General features: G+C 65.6%; 16 protein-coding genes. 4 read left to right on the forward strand and 12 right to left on the reverse strand.

The window, feature by feature from the left end; genetic code table 11:
* Positions 1-142 precede the first annotated feature (142 nt).
* Together G0A00_RS19305 and G0A00_RS19310 are read right to left on the reverse strand one after the other, a co-directional pair.
* Positions 143-1,732, reverse strand: coding sequence for an ABC transporter substrate-binding protein (locus G0A00_RS19305; protein ID WP_164183844.1), 1,590 nt, complete (start codon positions 1,730-1,732; stop codon positions 143-145).
* A gap of 37 nt (positions 1,733-1,769) precedes the next feature.
* Entirely contained in the window at positions 1,770-2,918 is a 1,149-nt protein-coding gene (locus tag G0A00_RS19310) for a mandelate racemase family protein (protein WP_164183842.1), read from the reverse strand.
* A 211-nt stretch (positions 2,919-3,129) separates the two neighbouring features.
* Between G0A00_RS19310 and G0A00_RS19315 the strand changes: the two genes are divergently transcribed.
* On the forward strand, positions 3,130-3,891 hold the full coding sequence (locus tag G0A00_RS19315; RefSeq protein WP_164183840.1) for a FadR/GntR family transcriptional regulator: 762 nt from the start codon (positions 3,130-3,132) through the stop codon (positions 3,889-3,891).
* A gap of 142 nt (positions 3,892-4,033) precedes the next feature.
* Here G0A00_RS19315 and G0A00_RS19320 read toward each other — a convergent pair whose 3' ends face one another.
* The 8 genes from G0A00_RS19320 to G0A00_RS19355 form a co-directional block, all read right to left on the reverse strand.
* Positions 4,034-4,549, reverse strand: a complete 516-nt coding sequence (locus G0A00_RS19320) for a nucleoside deaminase (RefSeq protein WP_164183838.1) — start codon at positions 4,547-4,549, stop codon at positions 4,034-4,036.
* Positions 4,542-5,501 carry an ABC transporter ATP-binding protein gene (locus tag G0A00_RS19325; RefSeq protein ID WP_164183836.1) on the reverse strand — a complete coding sequence of 320 codons (960 nt, stop codon included), beginning with the start codon at positions 5,499-5,501 and terminating at the stop codon, positions 4,542-4,544. Before G0A00_RS19325 ends, G0A00_RS19320 begins: the two co-directional genes overlap by 8 nt.
* The gene (locus tag G0A00_RS19330; protein ID WP_164183834.1) at positions 5,498-6,466 is read right to left on the reverse strand and encodes an ABC transporter ATP-binding protein; all 969 of its coding nucleotides are present in this window, start codon (positions 6,464-6,466) and stop codon (positions 5,498-5,500) included. Before G0A00_RS19330 ends, G0A00_RS19325 begins: the two co-directional genes overlap by 4 nt.
* Entirely contained in the window at positions 6,463-7,893 is a 1,431-nt protein-coding gene (locus tag G0A00_RS19335) for a chlorohydrolase family protein (protein ID WP_164183832.1), read from the reverse strand. Before G0A00_RS19335 ends, G0A00_RS19330 begins: the two co-directional genes overlap by 4 nt.
* Positions 7,890-9,071, reverse strand: a complete 1,182-nt coding sequence (locus tag G0A00_RS19340) for an amidohydrolase family protein (RefSeq protein ID WP_164183830.1) — start codon at positions 9,069-9,071, stop codon at positions 7,890-7,892. The genes G0A00_RS19335 and G0A00_RS19340 overlap by 4 nt, the downstream gene beginning before the upstream one ends.
* A 2-nt stretch (positions 9,072-9,073) precedes the next feature.
* Entirely contained in the window at positions 9,074-10,048 is a 975-nt protein-coding gene (locus tag G0A00_RS19345) for an ABC transporter permease (RefSeq protein ID WP_164183828.1), read from the reverse strand.
* Positions 10,041-11,033 (reverse strand): ABC transporter permease, encoded by a 993-nt coding sequence (locus tag G0A00_RS19350; RefSeq protein WP_164183826.1) that lies wholly within the window; start codon positions 11,031-11,033, stop codon positions 10,041-10,043. Before G0A00_RS19350 ends, G0A00_RS19345 begins: the two co-directional genes overlap by 8 nt.
* Before the next feature lie 95 nt (positions 11,034-11,128).
* Positions 11,129-12,706, reverse strand: a complete 1,578-nt coding sequence (locus G0A00_RS19355) for an ABC transporter substrate-binding protein (RefSeq protein WP_164183824.1) — start codon at positions 12,704-12,706, stop codon at positions 11,129-11,131.
* 163 nt (positions 12,707-12,869) lie between these two features.
* Here G0A00_RS19355 and G0A00_RS19360 point away from each other — a divergent pair, with 163 nt between their 5' ends.
* From G0A00_RS19360 to G0A00_RS19370, 3 genes are all read left to right on the forward strand, one after another.
* Positions 12,870-13,556, forward strand: coding sequence for a GntR family transcriptional regulator (locus tag G0A00_RS19360; protein WP_164183822.1), 687 nt, complete (start codon positions 12,870-12,872; stop codon positions 13,554-13,556).
* Entirely contained in the window at positions 13,553-14,200 is a 648-nt protein-coding gene (locus G0A00_RS19365; RefSeq protein WP_368667717.1) for a flavin reductase family protein, read from the forward strand. The genes G0A00_RS19360 and G0A00_RS19365 overlap by 4 nt, the downstream gene beginning before the upstream one ends.
* A 288-nt stretch (positions 14,201-14,488) precedes the next feature.
* Positions 14,489-15,838, forward strand: a complete 1,350-nt coding sequence (locus tag G0A00_RS19370; protein ID WP_164183820.1) for an MmgE/PrpD family protein — start codon at positions 14,489-14,491, stop codon at positions 15,836-15,838.
* 10 nt (positions 15,839-15,848) lie between these two features.
* On the opposite strand, the gene G0A00_RS19375 is transcribed toward G0A00_RS19370, so the two are convergent.
* Complete coding sequence (locus G0A00_RS19375) at positions 15,849-16,778, reverse strand: LysR family transcriptional regulator (protein ID WP_164183818.1); 930 nt, start codon at positions 16,776-16,778, stop codon at positions 15,849-15,851.
* Positions 16,775-17,902: a zinc-dependent alcohol dehydrogenase family protein gene (locus tag G0A00_RS19380; RefSeq protein ID WP_164183816.1), complete on the reverse strand. Its 1,128-nt coding sequence runs from the start codon at positions 17,900-17,902 to the stop codon at positions 16,775-16,777. Before G0A00_RS19380 ends, G0A00_RS19375 begins: the two co-directional genes overlap by 4 nt.
* Between the last annotated feature and the right edge of the window lie 60 nt (positions 17,903-17,962).

Below are 17,962 nucleotides of genomic sequence, written 5' to 3' on the forward strand. Positions count from 1 at the left end.
CAGGCCGAATGGGCGAGGGAGCTTAGGCAAGGGCACTGATCCGCCCGGAACAAAGGCGAAGCCTGCTGGCCAGCCAACAGCCTACACACAAAAAGGGCGCATCCCGTGGGATGCGCCCTCTGCGTCCCCTATGGTTTGCCGCTTAGCGCGACTTCACCACGTCTTCGAAGCGCGACACCCAAGGGTCGATGATCACCCCCGATACGTCGTCCTGAAAGGCTGCGGTGACCACCCGTTCCGAGAACGGCTGGATCGAGGTCACCTTATCGTCGATCATCTGCTGGATCTGCTCGTACTGGGCGATCTGCGCGTCGGCGTCACGCTCCACCAGTGCGCTCTCGATCAGCCCGTTCAACTCGGTGTCCTGATAAGAGGTGCGCCAGCTCTGGTAGTTGGTCAGCCCCGCCTCGTCGCTGTTGTCGGGGTTGTAGACCAGCGCGCGCAGGTTGCTGTCGGGGTGCGGCTGCTGGCCGCCGCCGCCGCGCCCGACCAAGAGCTCGAACTGCCGCTCGCGCATGGCGCCATAAATCTGCCCGCCATCGCCGGTGATGATCTCGGCATTGATCCCGGCCTGTGCCAGCGTGCCCTGAATGGCAGTGGCGCTGTCGAGGAACTGCTGGGTCGAAATCACCCGCAGCGTGGTGTCGAACCCGTCGGGGAAGCCCGCCTCGGCGAGCAATGCCTTGGCCTTTTTCACGTCGAGCGCGTAGCCCGGATCGGGCAGGGCCGAGAAGGCGCTGCTGTTGATCACTCGCTGTCGCTCGACGCCGAAGTAGGGCATAATCGCGCCGTTGATGCCCGTGTAGTCAATGAGGTAGCGCAGCGCCTCGCGCACCTTGGGGTTGGCGAACTTCTCGTCGGCGGTCGAGGCGGCAAGGTAGTAAAAGCCGGCGCTCGGCACGGTCTCGACGGTGATCGTCTCGTCCTTTTCCAGCGCGCGAAGGTCGGGCGCGGCAAGGCTGAAGCCCACATCGATGTCGCCCTGCTGCAGGCCGAGCCGCTGGCTCTGGCTTTCTGGCAGGTGGCGCATCAGTACGCGCTTCATTGCGGGTGCGTCACCCCAGAAGTCGTCGTTCCGCGTGAGGATCACGTATTCATTGGCACGCCACTGGCCGAGGGTGAAAGCCCCCGATCCTGCCGAATTGTTGGTCAGCCAGGCCTGTCCCTGATCGTCGCCCGCATGTTCCTCGACCAGCTTGCTGTCGAGGATCGAGCCGACGCCCGCCTGCGAGATGTACATTAGGATCATCTTGGGATCGCCCGCCTCCGGCATCACCATGCGGAACGTGTGATCGTCGATCACCTGAAACTGCTCATCCACCCCATCGGCGGTGAAGCCGCGCGAGTTGAGGCCCGAGGATTGCGACTGGCCAAGGGCCATCACCCGGTCAAAGCTATATTTCACATCCGCTGCCGTCACCGGGTTGCCAGAAGCGAAGGTGGCATCGGAGCGCAGGTGGAAGGTGATGCTGAGGTTGTCCTCGCCGATCTCCCACCTCTCCGCGAGACGCGGCATCAGCGCCTTGGTCTCGGGGTCGAGCTCGACCAGCGCGTCGTAGACGTTGTTGAGCACCTGCACCGCCTCACCGCCGGTGATCGCGGCGGGATCCATGGTCAGCACGTTGGTCATGGTGAAAGCGACGATCAGCTGGTCGTCGGGGGTTTCGGCCAGCACTGGGCTGGCCCCCGCCAGCAGCGCCGAAAGCGCCACGCCCGTCAGGAAATGTCTCATAGGTTCTCCTCCCAAAGCTCTAGAGACCCGCGCCGGTTCAGCAGACGCGGTTGTTTTCGATGAGGTCAAAGTTGATGTCCTCGCCCAGACCGGGACGGTCAGGGACATGGACGTAGCCGTCGCGGTCCATCGGGTCGGACAGCGTGTTGAGGTAGTCGAGCCCGTCGTCGTATTCGAGGAATGGGTGCAGAAGGCCACGCTCGTACCATTTGCAGTTCTTCGTCGCGGCGACGACGTGCAGGTTCATCGCGGTATTACCATGCACCTCGCATTCCATGCCGAAGGCCTCGGCCAGATGCATGGTCTTCAACGCCGGGGTGATGCCACCGACATCGTTTACCCCGGTGCGCAGGATGTCGCAGGCGCCTGAGGTAATCCATTCGGCGCGGTGCCAGTGCTTGCCCGCTGCGCTTTCTGGGCCGACCACGGGAATGTCGAGGTTGTCGGCCAACCAGCGGTAGGAAGACATGGACTGTTCGTCCATCGGCTCCTCAATCCACGCAAAATCCAGCTTCTCCAGCCCCCGGCCCAGTTCCAGCGCCTCGGTACGCCTGTACCAGTGGAAGGCGTCGATCATCAGCGCGATGTCGGGGCCGACCGCCTCGCGCACTGCGGCGCAGGCCTTGAGGTCCATCTTCACATCCGGCGCCCAGCTTACGGGGGGCATCCATGTATGCAGCTTGATGCCCTTGTAGCCGCGCGCCACTAACGTCTCGGCGAAACGGCCGTAGTCCTCGGGCGTGGCGAGCCCACCCTCGATCTCATCGCCGCACATGATCGAGCCATATGCCAGTACCTTGTCGCGGTAGCCGCCGATCAGCTTGTATACCGGCTGATTCAGCGTGCGACCCGCCAGATCCCAGAGCGCGCAGTCGATCACCGCCAAAGTCCGGTCGGTAAGCTGTGCCGCCGAGCCGCGCTGCCAATGTGCCAGATCCTGCCACAGCCGCTCGCGGTCACGGTGGTCCTGCCCGATCAGCACCTTCTGGATGTACTTGTCGATAACATGCTGGCGCGCCACCTCGGGCGGGCAGAAGGAATGGCCCTCGATTCCGTCCTCGCTGCGGATGGTGACAATGGCCTGCTGCACCTCGTGCTCGGGGCCGGGGTGGGCGTGGCCCGCGCTGTCGGAGTGACGGCGGGTCTTGTGCCGGAACACGCGCACGGACACGTCGGTGATGATCACGGGTGGTCTCCTCCTCTCCGCAGGCAGGGACGCCAAGCGGCAACCTGTATAACAGGAAGGTATGACATGTACCCTTGGCGGGTCAACGGTTTTTCCGGACCATTCCGCGGTCGAGTGATTGATATATCCGAAATATGGACGATTTTTCTGGCGTCCCGATCCCTGGTGCGGCTAGACTTCCTGTTGTACAGAAATCCGCAGGCGCGAACCTATGACCGACACGAATGCTCTTCTCTCGCCCACCGGGCAGGCCGCTGAGCCGTCGCCCGCGCGCACCCGTGCTGAGCTGATCGCCGCCGGGCTGCGGCGCGAGATTGAGACTGGGCGCTTTCGTCCCGGCGACCGCCTGCCCAGCGAATCCGAGCTCACGCGCATCCACTCTGTCAGCCGTACCGTCGTACGCGAGGCGCTTGGCCTGCTGCGGTCCGAGGGGCTGGTGGAAGCGCGCAAGGGTTCTGGGGTTTTCGCGCTCGATCCGGTGCAGGCGCGGCGGGCGCAGCCGTTCGCCGATCTCGACATGGAGCGGCTCTCGGGGGTGATCGAACTGTTCGAGCTGCGTTCGGCCTTCGAGATCCGCGCCGCTGGGCTCGCTGCCGCGCGGCGCTCGGCGCAGCAGATCGAGGCGATCCTCGCGGCCAATGCCGCCGTCTCAAAAGCCTTCGAGGAAGGCGGCAACACCCGCGAAGCAGACTTCGCCTTCCATTACGCCATCGCGCAGGCCACGCAGAACAAGCGGTTTCCCGAGTTTCTTGCTCTGATCCGCCCCGGCATCGTGCCCCGGGTCGAACTGGAGGCCGGCAAGAGCGGTACGCCGCGTGCCTACAAGCCGAACCCCGATCTTGTGCAGGAGCACGCGCGTATCGTCGATGCGATCATCGACGGCGCGCCCGAGGCGGCGGAAGCAGCGATGAAGGCGCACCTCGAGGGCAGCCTCGCGCGCTATCGCGGCCTCTTGCGGGGCGCTGATGGCTGATTGTTTGGTTCGCGGCTGGATCAGTTGGACCTACCGGCGAGCGTTCTCCTTAGCAAATCTATCGGCCGGCCAACCGACGCGGATAGTAACTTAATTCGACTTCCTACGCGACCGATCGGCGGAGGTTGGCGGTCGTCTTTGGTCAATTTTCCAGAGCTGTGTCTGGAGAGCTCGACGCCTTGTCGGCCCAGAGCTGCAGGATCCGCGCGGCCTCAGCATCTTGGTGCCGGGCGCTGACCATCGTCCGCTCCGGCGCGGGCAGCCCGCACTGCGCCAGCATGTTGTCGACATCGATGGGAAACCGCGCGCTTTCCGGCAGCTCCCCGAGCGCCGCGCCCGCCTGTGCCATGTCCGCCGCGTAGTAGAGTTCCGATACCCCGGCGATCAGCATCGCGGCGACGCAGAGCGGGCAGGGCTCGCAACTGGAGTAGAGCGCCGCACCGCGAAGATCGACGGTGCCGAGATTGCGGCAGGCATCGCGGATCGCCTCGGTCTCGCCATGCGAGGTCGGATCGTGGTTGAGCACCGAGCGATTTATGCCCTCGCCGACGATTTCCCCATCGCGGATCACCACTGCGCCGAAGGGTTCCGTGCCCGGTGTGGTCAGCGCTTGCGCCGAGATCTCGATGGCACGGCGGAGGAAACGGTCTTCATACATCGGCGCTCTCCTCGGCGGCGAAACAGGCAACGCGGCGTTGATGGACATGTACCTCGCGCTGCGGGCGTTCGCGCTTGCAGCGATCGAAGGCAATCGGGCAGCGCGGATGGAAGCTGCATCCGGGGGGCGGCGACACCGGCGAGGGCACCTCGCCGCCCATCGGCACGCGGTCGCGCTTCGGGGCTTCGAGGTCGGGGATCGTATCGAGCAGCATGCGCGTATAGGGATGCAGCGGGCGGGCAAAGAGATCGGCGGTCGGCTGGATCTCGACGATCCGCCCGAGGTACATCACAGCGATCACATCCGCCATGTGCCGTACCACCGACAGATCGTGACTGATGAAGAGGTATGTGAGCCCCATTTCTTTCTGCAGACGCTTCATCAGGTTGAGCACCTGCGCCTGCACCGACACGTCGAGCGCCGACGTCGGTTCATCGCAGACGAGGAACTCGGGCTTGCCTGCCAGCGCGCGGGCGATCGAGATACGCTGGCGCTGGCCTCCCGAGAATTCGTGGGGGAACTTGGCCGCATCGGCGGGGGCGAGGCCAACGGTGCGCAGCAGCTCATCAACGCGCGCCATGACCTGCGGCTCGGGCGTCTCGGGGCGCAGCGTGCGCAGCGGTTCGGCAATGATCCGGCCGACCCGCCAGCGCGGGTTGAGCGAGGCATAGGGGTCCTGGAAGATCATCTGCATCTTGTCGGGATCGCCGTTGAAGCGGATCGCGCCGCCGGAGGGCGCGTGCAGCCCGGTGACCAGCTTGGCGATGGTCGACTTGCCGCAGCCGGATTCGCCAACCAGCGCCAGGGTCTGGCCGGGCTGAATATCGAAATCCACCCCGTCGACAGCGCGCAGAGTGCGCCGCGGCTTGCCTTCGAGCAGGCGGTTGAGCCAGGGGGCGGAGACGTCGAACCGGCGCTCCAGCGCGTCGACTTCGAGGATCGGTCGGGTCATGCGGTTTCTCCGGTCAGGGCGAGCCAGCAGGCGGCGCCGGTGGTTTCAAGCCGCGGCGTGTCACGGCGGCAGCGCGGTCCGGCACGGGCGCATCGCGGGTTGAATGCGCATCCATGCGGGATGCTGTCGAGCCGCGGCATCGCGCCCGGGATCATCTGCAGCTCGTCCATGTCCTTGCGCAGGCTGGGGATCGAACCCATCAGCCCCTCGGTGTAGGGGTGACGGGGACGGCGCACCACGTCCTCGACCGCGCCGAGCTCGGCCAGCCGCCCTGCGTACATCACCGCCACCCGGTCGGCGGTTTCGGCGATCACCCCCATGTCATGGGTCACCAGCATGACCGCCGTTCCGCGCTCGCGACAGAGCCGCTTGAGCAGCGCGGTGATCTGCGCCTGGATCGACACGTCGAGCGCGGTGGTCGGCTCGTCGGCGATGATAAGTTCAGGCTCGGCACAGAGCGCCAGCGCGATCACGATGCGCTGCCGCATGCCGCCCGAAAACTGGTGCGGGTAGTTGTCGATGCGCTCCTCGACCGCCGGAATGCCGACCTCGCGCATAAGCTCGAGCGCGCGGGCGCGGGCGGCGCTCTTGCTCAGTGCGGTGTGCAGGCGAATGGTCTCGACGAGCTGATCGCCGACCCTGAACAGCGGGTTGAGCGAGGTCAGCGGGTCCTGGAAGATCGCGCCGATGCGACGGCCGCGCACCTTCTGCATCTCGCTCTCGGTCAGCATGTCGATGCGGGTGCCCGAAAGGCGGATCTCGCCGGCAGCGATTCGGCCCGGCGGCTCGAGCAGGCCGAGGATCGCCATGCCGGTCATCGACTTGCCGGCACCGGACTCGCCGACGACGCCAAGAATCTCGCCGCGTCCGATGGTCAGTGAGATATCATCCACGGCGGTGAGCACGCCGCGGCGGGTGGGAAACTCGACGCGCAATCCGCGCACGTCCAGAACAGGGTCGGTCATCGCTCGCTCCTTGCGTAGCTGGGGCGGAAGATCTCGGTCACCGGCGGATGGCCGGCGGTGCGGTCGGGGTACTTGGCGATCAGCGCGTCGAACCGCGCCTGCGCGCGGGCCATGTCGGCGGTCTCGTCGCAACCGGGAATCCTGCGGTCGGCCATCACGCGGCGCCCGTCGATCCAGACATCGCGCACGTCACGCCCCGAGGCCGAGGTCATCAGGCTCTGTACCGGGTCGGGGGTCTGCAGCGTGCGGCCGAGGTCGATCACCGTGATGTCGGCGCAGGCTCCGGGCGCGAGCAGGCCGAGGTCGGTCCGGCCAAGCGCGCGCGCGCCACCCAGCGTGGCCGCGTCGAACATTTCCTCGCTGCGCAGCGCGTCGGAACCGGCGATCCGCGCGACCATCATGCCGATCTGCATGTTGAGGATCATGTCCGGCGGCCAGGTGTCGGTGCCGAGGCCGATATTGATGCCACGCGCCCGGCAGGCCGGGAAGGAGCGCAGCAGGCCACCGTGCCTCGCAGTAACCAGCGGGCAATGGACCAGTGTTGCGCCGCGCTCGGCGATCAGTGCGAAGTCGCGCTCCGAGGCATGGGTTCCATGCGGCAGCAGCCAGTTGCTTTCCAGCGTACCGATCCGGTCGAGCCAGTCGATCGGCGTGGTGCCATGCTGCTCCTGCACCAGCCGCAGCTCGGTGGGCGACTGGCAGCAATGTTGACGTACCGGCGCACCCATCTCTGCGGCAAGCGCCTGAGTGCGGCGCAAGAGCTCTTCGGTGCAGGTCTCGATCCGGTCCGGGGCGAACATCGCGCGGATGCGGCCGCCTGCGGTGCCGTCGATGCGCGTGGCAAAGGCTGCAGCGTCCTCCAGCCCCTGCAGTCCGCGCGGTTCATCGTAGATGGCGCGGATCGTGCCCGCCTCGTCGGTGACCTGCCCGCCGGTGCGATAGGCGGGGCCGAGATAGACGCGCAGCCCCAGCTCCTCGGCGGCCTGTGCGGCGGCGTCGAACTCGGCCACGGTCTCGCCCCAGGCGCGGTAGAACAGCGACGCGATGGGCAGGGCGGTGGTGATGCCGTTGCGGATAAGCTGCGCGAAGGCAAAGCGCTTCTGGAAGGCCAGCTCTTCGGTCGAGTACATCTCGTAGGGGCCGCGCGCGACGTAGCTCTCGGGCCAGACCCGGCCCGCCTTCCACGCGGGGCCATTGTCATAGCCGAGGATGGTCGTATCGAGGTCCGACAGCGCGTCGAGGTCGATGAACCCGGGCGAGATCACCGCCTCCCCGTAGTCCACGCGCTGCGCAACCTCACCGTCGAAGTCGCGCCCCACATGCAACACGCGGGAGCCCTCGATCACCACCACCCCGTTCTCGTGCACGACGTGGCGGCCGCCCTTGTGGCCGATGACCCAGCGGGCCGAGAGCAGGGTGCGGCTCATGGCGCGTCGATCACGGCTTTGCCGCCCCGCGCGACGACCATGCCGCGTTTGAGCACCAGCGCCCGGGGCGCGCGCAGTGCGACCGCCTCTGCCAGCGTCTCGCCCTCGACCAGCACGGCATCGGCCTGATCGCCGGGTTCTAGTCCGTAGCCCTCGACCTCCATGATCGCGGCGCCGCCATGGGTGCAGATGTCCAGCGCCAGTTCGACCTCGTCGTCGCGCCTCAGGTTGTTGCGCAGCCCGACGAACATCGCCCGTTCCAGCATGTCGGCGTTCCCATAGGGTCCCCAGGTGTCGCGGATGCCGTCCGAACCCGCGCCGGTGAGGATGCCGGCCGCCTTCAGCTCCTTGACCAGCGGCACCGGCGCCGAGGCCGGGGCGGTGGTTATGATGTGGATGCGCTCTTCGGCGAGCTGCTCGTGCAGCGATGCGACATAGGCACGGTCACTCATGCCGAGGCAGAAGGCGTGGCTGACGGTGACCTTGCCCTGCATCCCGTGTGCTCGGGTCCGGCCGATGATCTCTTCCATCGAGAACCCACCCATCAGGTCACGCTCATGCAGGTGGATGTCGATCGGCTTGCCATGCTTTTCGGCGAGCCGGAACACCGCATCGAGATGTCCCTTGGGGTCGCGCTCGATGCCGCAGGGGTCGATACCGCCGACAACGTCGGCGCCGAGCGCCAGCGCCTCATCCATCAATTCGACCGTGCCGGGTCGCGGAATCATCGAGGACTGCGGGAAGGCGACGATCTCGATATCTACGTAGCCCGCCAGTTTCTCGCGCGTTGCCATGACGCCCTCGATGCCGCGCAGCCCGTGGTGGGTGTCGACATCGACGTGGCTGCGAATGTGGGTGGTGCCATGGCTGATCGATAGGATCGCCTGCCGCTCGCTCTGCACCTGCGGGTCGAGCCCGAGCGAGACCTTCACCTCGCGTTCGTTGTCGATCTTGTCGATCAGCCGCGGGCCGACCTCGTTGCGGTACCACGGCAGGCCGAGCAGCGACTTGTCGAGATGGGTGTGTGCCTCGACCAGCCCGGGGATCAGGATGCGACCGCCGCAGTCGATGACCTCGGCGCCCTCGGGCGCGGCGGCGGCAAAGCGGCCGTCCACGATGTACAGGTCGGTGGTAGCAGCGCCCATCGGGCGCACGTTCTTCAGGGTCTTTGCAGTCATGGTCATCTCAGTTTCGGGTTGAGCGCATCGCGCAGCCAGTCGCCGATCATGTTGACCGACAGGACGATCAGGCACAGCTGGATCGCGGGAAACACGACGATCCACCACAGGCCGGAGAAGAGGTACTGGTTGCCCACGCGGATCAGCGTGCCGAGGCTGGGCTGGTCCGGCGGCATGCCGACGCCGAGGAAGGACAGCGTCGCCTCGGAGAGGATCGCGAGGCCGAAGTTCAGCGTCGCTGCGACGAGGATCGGGGTCATGCAGTTGGGCAGGATGTGGTGCAGCATGATCCGCCAGGCCTTCACCCGGATCAGCCGCGCCGCGCTGACGTAATCCTTCTTGCGCTCGACCATCGCCGAGGCGCGCACGGTGCGGGCGTATTGTACCCAGGACGGCACAGCGATGGCGAGGATCAGGATCGGCGCGGCGAGCACATCCTTGAGGTGCGTCGGCAGCGCGGCGGTGGCGACGGCGGTGATGAGGATGGCGATCAGGATGAAGGGCATAGACAGCAGCACGTCGCCGATCCGCATGATCACGTTGTCGATCCAGCCGCCGAAGTAACCTGCGATGAGCCCCAGAGAGAGCCCGACCGCCAGCGCCACCATGACCGAAGCAAAGCCGATCACAAGGCTGATCCGCGAGCCGTAGAGGATCGCCGAGAGGATGTCGCGGCCCTGCGTGTCGGTGCCGAGGATGTAGGGCCATTGCCCCTGCGCGTTCCAGATCGGCGGAATCTCGGCGTTCCACAGCTCGAGCGCGGCGAGGTCGTAGGGGTCCTGCGGCGTGATGAGGGGTGCCAGTAGGGCGCTCATCGCCACGAACGCCAGCAGGCAGGCCGCGAAGATCGCGCTGGGATGACTGCGGAAGGAATACCACAGGTCGCTCTCGCGCAGCGCGGCAAGGCGCGTCCGGCGGGGCGCTGTGGTCGGGGCGGGGCTTTTCGAAGTGTCGGTCATGGGGGTGATGTCAGCCATTGGCCCCTCCGGCTTTGGCGGCATCGTCGCGCAGCCGGGGATCGACCCAGGCATAGGTCACGTCGACCAGCGTATTGAGCAGCACGAAGATGAAGGAAACGAGCATCAGGTAGGCGGCCATCACCGGGATATCGACGAAGGTCACCGCCTGGATGAAGAGCAGCCCCATGCCGGGCCATTGGAACACCGTTTCGGTGACCAGCGCGAAGGCGATGAGGTTGCCGATTTGCATGCCGGTGAGGGTGATCACCGGCATCAGGCAGTTGCGCAGCGCGTGCACCCAGTGCACCCGGGCCTTAGGCACGCCGCGCGCGCGGGCGAATTTCACGTAGTCGCTGCGCAGGGTCTCGAGCATCTCGGCCCGCACCAGCCGCATCACCAGGGTGATCTGGAAGGTCGAGAGCGACAGCGCGGGCAACACCAGCGCCGCGCGGCCCGAGGGGGTGAGCAGCCCGGTCGACCACCAGCCGATGTCCACCGTCTCGCCGCGCCCGAAGGCGGGCAGCCAGCCGAGACTGACCGAGAAGCCGAGGATCAGCAGGATGCCGACCACGAAGCTCGGCAGCGAGACGCCGACGATCGAACCCAGCTGCAGCGCGTTCGCCAGTCGCGAGTTGCGGTGCACGGCGGTGATCACCCCGAGCGGGATGCCGACCACGAGCGAGATCACCGTGGCCACAAGCACCAGCTCGAATGTAGCCGGGAAGCGCTCGCCGATCAGCACCATGACGTCCTGCTGGTTGCGGTAGGAGATGCCGAAATCGCCCTGCGCGGCGTTGGTGACGAAGCGCGTGTACTGGGTGACGAAACCGTCGTTGAGCCCCAGTCGCTCGCGCAGCTCGGCGCGGTCGGCCTGGGTCGCCTGCTCGTTGACCATCATCTCGACGGGATCGCCGAAGAAGCGGAATATCACGAAGGCCAGCAGCGCCACGGCGAGCATCACGAAGGCCGCGTTGGCCGTGCGCTTGATGAGAAAGGCGAGCATGGCTCACTCCTGTCTTGCGGGCGGGACGGGCCCACCGGCTGTCATCCTGTCTCGAGGGGTAAGGACGCGGGGACAGGTGCCCCCGCGCGCCTGTCTCAGCTGCCCTGGCCGACTTGCGCGAACCACAGGCGCGGCTTGTTGTCAGGGAAGAGCGGCATCTCGCTGACCTCGTCGGTCACCGCCCAGGCCATGGGCTGCTGGTGCAGCGGGATCATGATCATCTCGTCCTTGACGAACTGCAGGGCCTCGGTCTCGAGCGACAGGCGGGTGTCGGTGTCGAGTTCGCTGCCCGCCGCGTCGATCAGCGCGTCGAGTTCGGGATAGGACCAGCCACCCCAGTTGAAGACGCCCGAGTTGCCCTCTTTGCTGTGGAAGATTTGCAGCAGCGGCGAGTAGGCGTCGAGCATCGGCAGCGTTGCCCAGCCGAGCGTGTAGATGTCGGTCTGGCCATTGGTCCGCTTCGGCGTCTGCACCGCGCGCGGCGCCACGTCGAGCTTGGGCGCGAGCCCGATGCGCGACCACATGGAGGCGATGGCCTGACAGAACTGCTCCTCGTTCACCAGTCCATCGGCGAGGCAGTTGAACTCGAACTGCAGACCCTCGGGCACGCCAGCCTCGGCCAGGAGCGACTTGGCTGCATCAGGATCGTATCCGGGAACTGTATCCAGTTCTTCCGAATATCCAGGGATCGGCGGCGCCACGGTGGCACCGGCGGTGCGGGATTTGCCGCGCATAACCCGGCTCTGGATCAGGTCGAGATCGATCGCCTTGTAGAGCGCCTCGCGCACGGATTTTTCCTTGAAGGGGTTGGGCTCACCCGACACCAATGTGTCACGGAAGGGAAAGCCGATCATCACGGTGCGCAGGTCCACGCCCTCGAGTACGTCGACGTCGGGCGCGGCGGCGAGGCGGGGAAGATCCTGCACCGGCGCGTCATTGGTGAAGTTGATCTCGCCGGAGAGCAGCGCCGCGACGCGGGTCGCCGCCGAGGTCACCGGGGTCAGCTCGATGCGGTCCAGATTGTGTTGCGGCTCATCCCACCAGTCGGCGTTCGCGACGAAGACGGTCTTGGCGTCGGGCTGACGGCTTTCGACCTTGAACGGGCCGGTGCCATTGGCGTTGTAGGTCGCATAGCCCTCGGTGCCCGATCCAATGTCGGTGGGCAGCAGGGAATCGTGCTCGACCATCCATTCCTTGTCGAAAATATGGATGTTTGTCAGGTCGTTGAGGAGAAGCGGGTAGGTGCCGTTGAGCGTGATGTCGACGGTGAGATCATCGACCGCCTCCGACGAAACATAGGCCGGGAGGTTGCCCTTCAGCGGCGAGGTCTCATGGCTGACGCGCTGCAGCGAGGCAACCACGTCCTCGGCGGTGAAAGGGTTGCCGTTGTGGAAGGTGACCCCCTCGCGCAGCTTGAAGCGCCAGGTGACCTTGTCGTCGAGAATTTCCCAGCTGGTGGCCAGCGCCGGTTCGATCTTGAGGTCGGCATTGTAGCGCACCAGCCCCTCGTAGACGTGGTTCAGCACGTTGATGGTGAAGCTGTCGCCGTAGGAATAAGGGTCGAGCGAGCCGATGTCCCGGTTGGCGCCCCACTTGAGCACGTTCTCGGCCTGCGCCGCTCCTGCGAGGGTGGCGAGCGCCGCCGAGGCAAGCAGAATCTGTCTGAAAGTCATGGTCCCGTCCCTGTTGGTGATTGTATTTGGGAATCGATGAAATTGGATACGATGCTGGATTGATGCGGCATCGTATCTCGCTTTGCAAGCAAATTGTATCCAATTGACGAGATCGCTTGGATACGCTAGGTGAGTGCAAAGGAATGCGACAAGGCTCCGGGCCATGACCGAAAAAACGACACTCACCGACGCCGTGCACACGCTGCTCAAGCGCGCCATCATCGAGCAGGCCCTGAAGCCGGGCATGCGGCTGCCCGAGGACACGGTGGGCGAGCAGTTTGGCGTGAGCCGGACCATCGTGCGCCACGCCTTGGTGCGGCTCGAGAACGAGGGTCTGGTGGTCACCCGGCGCAACCGCGGCGCCTTCGTCGCGGAGCCCTCGCTGGAAGAGGCCAAGCAGATTTTCGAGGTCCGCCGCGCGCTCGAGGCTGAGGTCATCCGCATCCTCGTCGAGCGCATCCCCTCCAGCGGCTTCGACCAGCTCGAGGCGCATGTGCGCAGCGAGGAGAGCGTGCGCGGAAAGGACGGACCGGTCTCGATCCGGCTTGCCGGCGAGTTCCACACGCTGCTCGCCGAGCTGACCGGCAACGCTGTGCTGTCGCGCTACGTCGGCGAGGTGGTGCTGCGCTGCTCGCTGATCATGGCGATGTACGCCAAGTCCCACTCGTCGGACTGCGCCGTGGATGAACATTCGCAGATCATCCAGGCGATCCGCGCCGGCGATGCCGCCCGTGCGACGCAGATCATGGACCATCACCTGGGTGCCGTTGCCGGGCGGGCCGAACTTGAGCAGAAACCGGACAGCGTCTCATCGATCCTGTCCCGCTACGGAAAGGAGCTTGCGACGTGACGCACCACGCGCTCAACTTCGCGGAGCTGACACCCCGCGAGGCCTACAAGGTTATGATCGGCACGATCGTGCCGCGCCCGATTGCCTGGGTCACGACGGTTTCACCCGAAGGCGTGGTCAACGCCGCGCCTTATTCCTTCTTCAACTGCCTGTCCGCCGATCCGCCCATCCTTGCACTTGGTGTCGAGAACAAGCCCGACCGCAGCTTCAAGGACACGGCCTACAACATCCGGATGACCGAGTGCTTCACCGTGAACATCGTCGATCGCGCCAACGTTGGGACGATGTCGGTGACGGCGGCCGCTTTCGGCCCCGAGGTGGACGAACTCGAGATGGCGGGGCTCACCGCAGTTCCCGGTGAGAAGGTTGCCTGCCCGCGGATCGCCGAGGCGCCGGTCGCTTTTGAATGCCGCCGCTACCTCGGGATCGAGGTCAGCTCGGCCCGGGAGATCATCCTCGGGCAGATCGTCATGGCGCACGTACGCGAGGACGTGATTGACCTTGGGACATACTATTCGGACCACGAAAAGCTCGACGCGATCGGGCGCATGGGCGGGAACGGATACGCCGGCACACTGGACTACTTCGACTTGGCGACGCCTTCGGCCGAAGAGGTTCTGTCTGCGCGCAAGGCGCGGGCCTGACGGCCGTAAGAGTGCGTGATCGCGGCCAAAGGAAGAGACCTCGGGTCAGATTCGAGGCTTGATATGGCTACATAATTCAGCGTTATCGGTCGCTGCCGACCCGCGAAAGTCGACCAAGTTCCTTGCCATACACCGGCGCATCGCGAACTTTCCTGCTATTGTTTAAGCCACATCCACCCTTCGCATCGCTGGTCAGAACTTCCTTCTATGGCCGACAGAGCCAAGAACTATTGGTTCGCGAAGGACCTGAACGTGATGCTACGGGTGATAAACACAAGAGGTCGCCCCATGCTCCAAGCACATGTCGCCACGCGGGAAAACGCCGTCGCAGAACCGCTTGATGCACTAATCGAGCTGGCGGCGCTGCCGCTGGCCCACTGCCCGGCAGAGGCCCTCGCGCTGGCCCGCGTTTCGCTGGTCGACTGGCTGATCTGCGGCATCGCCGGGGCGTCCGAGCCCGTGGCCACGAAGATACGCAGCTTTGCCGCGTCGGAGGGGCAAGCGTCCGCCGAGGTTTCGGTCTTCGGCGGCAGCCATGCGCCGGCGCGAACAGCGGCGATGGTCAATGGCACCATCTCTCATGCGCTGGATTACGACGATACACATTTTGACCACGTCGGTCACCTTTCGGTCGGCATCTACCCCGCGGCGCTGGCCATGGCAGAGGCGCAGGATGCCTCGGCGGAGGAGCTTGTCACAGCGTTTTTCGTCGGGGCCGAAGGCGCAATACGCCTTGGCCGTGTGCTTGGCTTGGCGCATTACAATCGCGGCTTTCATCAGACGGCGACGGCTGGGGCTTTTGGCGCGACGCTCGCAGCCGGACGCATTGCGAAGCTCGACGATGCGCAGATGCGCGCGGCGCTCGGGCTCTGTGCGACACGGGCGTCGGGGCTCAAGAGCCAGTTTGGCACCATGGGAAAGCCGCTGAACGCGGGCATTGCGGCATCCAATGGCGTCGAGGCGGTACAGCTCGCGGCGCTGGGGCTGAGTTCGCCGGACGATGGCGTTTTCGGGCAGCAGGGGTTCGTCGAGACTCATGCCGACGCGCCGGAGCCGTTCATCTACGGATTGTCCGACATGCGGTTCATGGACAACCGCTACAAGTTCCACGCTTGCTGCCACGGCCTGCACGCGATGATCGAGGGGCTGCGTGCGATTGCCGCGCAGGTCGATATCGAGCAGGTCGAGAGGCTGCATGTCAGGACCAACCCGCGCTGGCTCAAGGTCTGCGACCTGAAAGCACCGCGCACCGGGCTCGAGGTGAAGTTCAGCTATGTCTGGCTGGCGGGGATGGTGCTGAGTGGGCTCGAGACCGGTGAGGGCGGGCTCTACACAGATGCCCTCGCGGCCGATCCCATATTGGCAGCCTTCGCACGCAAGGTAGAGATCACGGGCGACCCTACGCTCAGTGATCAGCAGGGCGAGGGCACGCTGGTTCTGCGAGACGGAACTCAGCTCACCTACAGGCACGACCTCGCCGCTCCCGTGCCTCCGGCCGAGCTGATGCAGCGCGTTGCTGGCAAAGCCCGGACGGTGCTCGGTGTGCGCGCCGCGCCGCTGCTGGCCATGGCTGAGCGGATCGATGCCGACCCGCGTAGCGTTCCCGCCCGCGACATTGGCGCGCTGATCCGCGCGTAAAGCTGGGGCATTAAACCAGACTGGCTTCCCAGATGCCGCGTTGGACCAATTCGCGCGCGACGTCGAGCGTGACCTGTTCTACCGCGCGGCAGGCCCGCGTCATGACCCGGGCCGGGTTCGACACGAGGTAGACCGGGCGCATCATCGTGGGGGCAATGATCGGGGCGCGCAGCAGCTCGCCTCGTTTGACGAAGTCCTGCGCGGCGACGGGGGCAAAAATCGTGTAACCCGAGCCGCGCGCGACCAACTCCTTGATCTGAGTCATCGCGTCCATCTCGACCACCACGTTCAGCTTGATCCCGTGCTTGCTGCAATAACCCTCGATCATATTGCGCAGCCCGTTCGACGTGAGGATCATATCGAGCGGTTGCAGTTCGGCCAGTGGCACCGGCGCGCCGGGCGGGGTATCGAGGGGCCAGGCGTCGGGGGCCGAATAGAAGAACAGTTCCTCGTCCATCACATGTGTCGCCCGCAAATGCCCGGCATCGGTCAGGTCATAAAGAAACCCGATGTCCACCGTGCCATCCTCGATCCAAGTCTTCAGATAGCCGCTCATCGCCTCGACCGCGCGCAGGCGCACATCGGGCAGCTCCAGCCGGACCGTTTCAGCTAGCGGCACCGACATGACCATCGAGCATGACGGGGGCATGCCGAAACCCACCCGTCCGCGGACCACGCCGCCGAGCTCTCGCATGTCGTCGATGCAGCGGTCGAGGCTATCGCAAATCTTCCGCGCGTGCTCGACGAAGACATGACCCTCCTGCGTCAGCAGCGTGCCGCGCGGCGAGCGGTCCATCAGCTTGACACCCAGTTCCTCCTCCATGCGCTGGATGTGCTGTGACAGCGAGGGCTGAGCAACCCCGATGCTGTGCGCCGCCGCCGAAATCGACGGCGAATCGGCGATGGCGAGAAAATAGCGTAGCTGTCTAATGTCGATCATCCGCCGAACTCGATCACCTGGCGGATGGCGGTGCCCTGGTCGAGCTGGTCCATCGCGCGGTTGATGTCGCGCAGTCTCATTCGATGCGTCAGCATTTTCTCGACCGGTAGCTTGCCCTGCGCGTGCAAAGAGAACATGCGAGGCAAGTCTCTTTGCGGTACGCAGGAACCGATGTAACTGCCCTTGAGTGTGCGTTCTTCGGCCACCAGTTGAAGCGCGTTGAGGGACATGCGGGCGTCGGGGTGGGGCAGGCCGGCGGTGACGGTCGTGCCACCGCGGCAGGTGCAGCCCCAGGCGGTCTCCAGCGCTTTGGTCGAACCGGCAAGCTCGATCGCCACATCGACGCCGCCGCCCGTGGCGTCGCGCACGGCTTCAATTGTGTGTTCGTCGGCCTTCACGGTGCGGGTCGCGCCCATCTCAACCGCGGTCTGCATCTTCGTTTCGAACGGATCAATGGCGATGATCTCGCCCGCGCCGGCCGCCACCGCGCCGAGGATGGCCGACAGGCCGACGCCGCCGAGCCCGAAGACCGCGACCTTCGAGCCGGGCATCACCCGCGCGGTGTTGAACACGGCGCCCGCGCCGGTGAGCATGGCGCAAGAAAACAGCGCCGAGATGTGTGGGGGCAGGTCAGCTTCGACCTTCACCAGCGATTGGCGCGCAAGAACGGCATGGGTGGCAAAAGCGGAAACCCCGACGTGGTGATTTACCGGCGCGCCGTCCATCGACAGGCGGCGGTGTCCGGTCATCAGCTCGCCGACGCCATGGTGCTTCGCCGCGCGGGTGCAAAGCGCGGGCCGTCCTTCGGCGCAGGGCAGGCAGCTGCCGCACCCCGGCGCGAAGATGCAGACAACATGATCCCCGGGGGCAAGATCGTCGACCCCCGCGCCGACCTCCTCGACGAAGCCCGACGCCTCGTGCCCCAGAACCATCGGCACCGGGCGCGGCCGCGTGCCGTTGATCACCGACAGGTCGGAATGGCACACGCCCGCCGCGGCGACGCGGATTCGCACCTCGCCCGGCCCGGGCGCGGCGAGGTCGAGCTCGCGCACCTCCAGCGCATTCGCGGCCTCGAAATCGCGCTCCACTCCCCCGTGCAAGAGCACGGCAGCTTCGATCTTCATCCTTCTCTCCTCCCATAAGCCTGAGCGGCTCCTCTAATGCTCAGGCTAAGGCTTCGGGCG

The sequence above is a fragment of the Salipiger sp. PrR002 genome, from assembly GCF_010500775.1.
Lineage (GTDB): Bacteria > Pseudomonadota > Alphaproteobacteria > Rhodobacterales > Rhodobacteraceae > Salipiger.

Coding starts and splice junctions, on each gene's coding strand:
- G0A00_RS19305 (WP_164183844.1), bottom strand. CDS start 1,732: ATGAGACATTTCCTGACGGGCGTGGCGCTTTCGGCGCTGCTGGCGGGG.
- G0A00_RS19315 (WP_164183840.1), top strand. CDS start 3,130: ATGACCGACACGAATGCTCTTCTCTCGCCCACCGGGCAGGCCGCTGAG.
- G0A00_RS19320 (WP_164183838.1), bottom strand. CDS start 4,549: ATGTATGAAGACCGTTTCCTCCGCCGTGCCATCGAGATCTCGGCGCAA.
- G0A00_RS19325 (WP_164183836.1), bottom strand. CDS start 5,501: ATGACCCGACCGATCCTCGAAGTCGACGCGCTGGAGCGCCGGTTCGAC.
- G0A00_RS19330 (WP_164183834.1), bottom strand. CDS start 6,466: ATGACCGACCCTGTTCTGGACGTGCGCGGATTGCGCGTCGAGTTTCCC.
- G0A00_RS19335 (WP_164183832.1), bottom strand. CDS start 7,893: ATGAGCCGCACCCTGCTCTCGGCCCGCTGGGTCATCGGCCACAAGGGC.
- G0A00_RS19340 (WP_164183830.1), bottom strand. CDS start 9,071: ATGACTGCAAAGACCCTGAAGAACGTGCGCCCGATGGGCGCTGCTACC.
- G0A00_RS19345 (WP_164183828.1), bottom strand. CDS start 10,048: ATGGCTGACATCACCCCCATGACCGACACTTCGAAAAGCCCCGCCCCG.
- G0A00_RS19350 (WP_164183826.1), bottom strand. CDS start 11,033: ATGCTCGCCTTTCTCATCAAGCGCACGGCCAACGCGGCCTTCGTGATG.
- G0A00_RS19355 (WP_164183824.1), bottom strand. CDS start 12,706: ATGACTTTCAGACAGATTCTGCTTGCCTCGGCGGCGCTCGCCACCCTC.
- G0A00_RS19360 (WP_164183822.1), top strand. CDS start 12,870: ATGACCGAAAAAACGACACTCACCGACGCCGTGCACACGCTGCTCAAG.
- G0A00_RS19370 (WP_164183820.1), top strand. CDS start 14,489: ATGCTCCAAGCACATGTCGCCACGCGGGAAAACGCCGTCGCAGAACCG.
- G0A00_RS19375 (WP_164183818.1), bottom strand. CDS start 16,778: ATGATCGACATTAGACAGCTACGCTATTTTCTCGCCATCGCCGATTCG.
- G0A00_RS19380 (WP_164183816.1), bottom strand. CDS start 17,902: ATGAAGATCGAAGCTGCCGTGCTCTTGCACGGGGGAGTGGAGCGCGAT.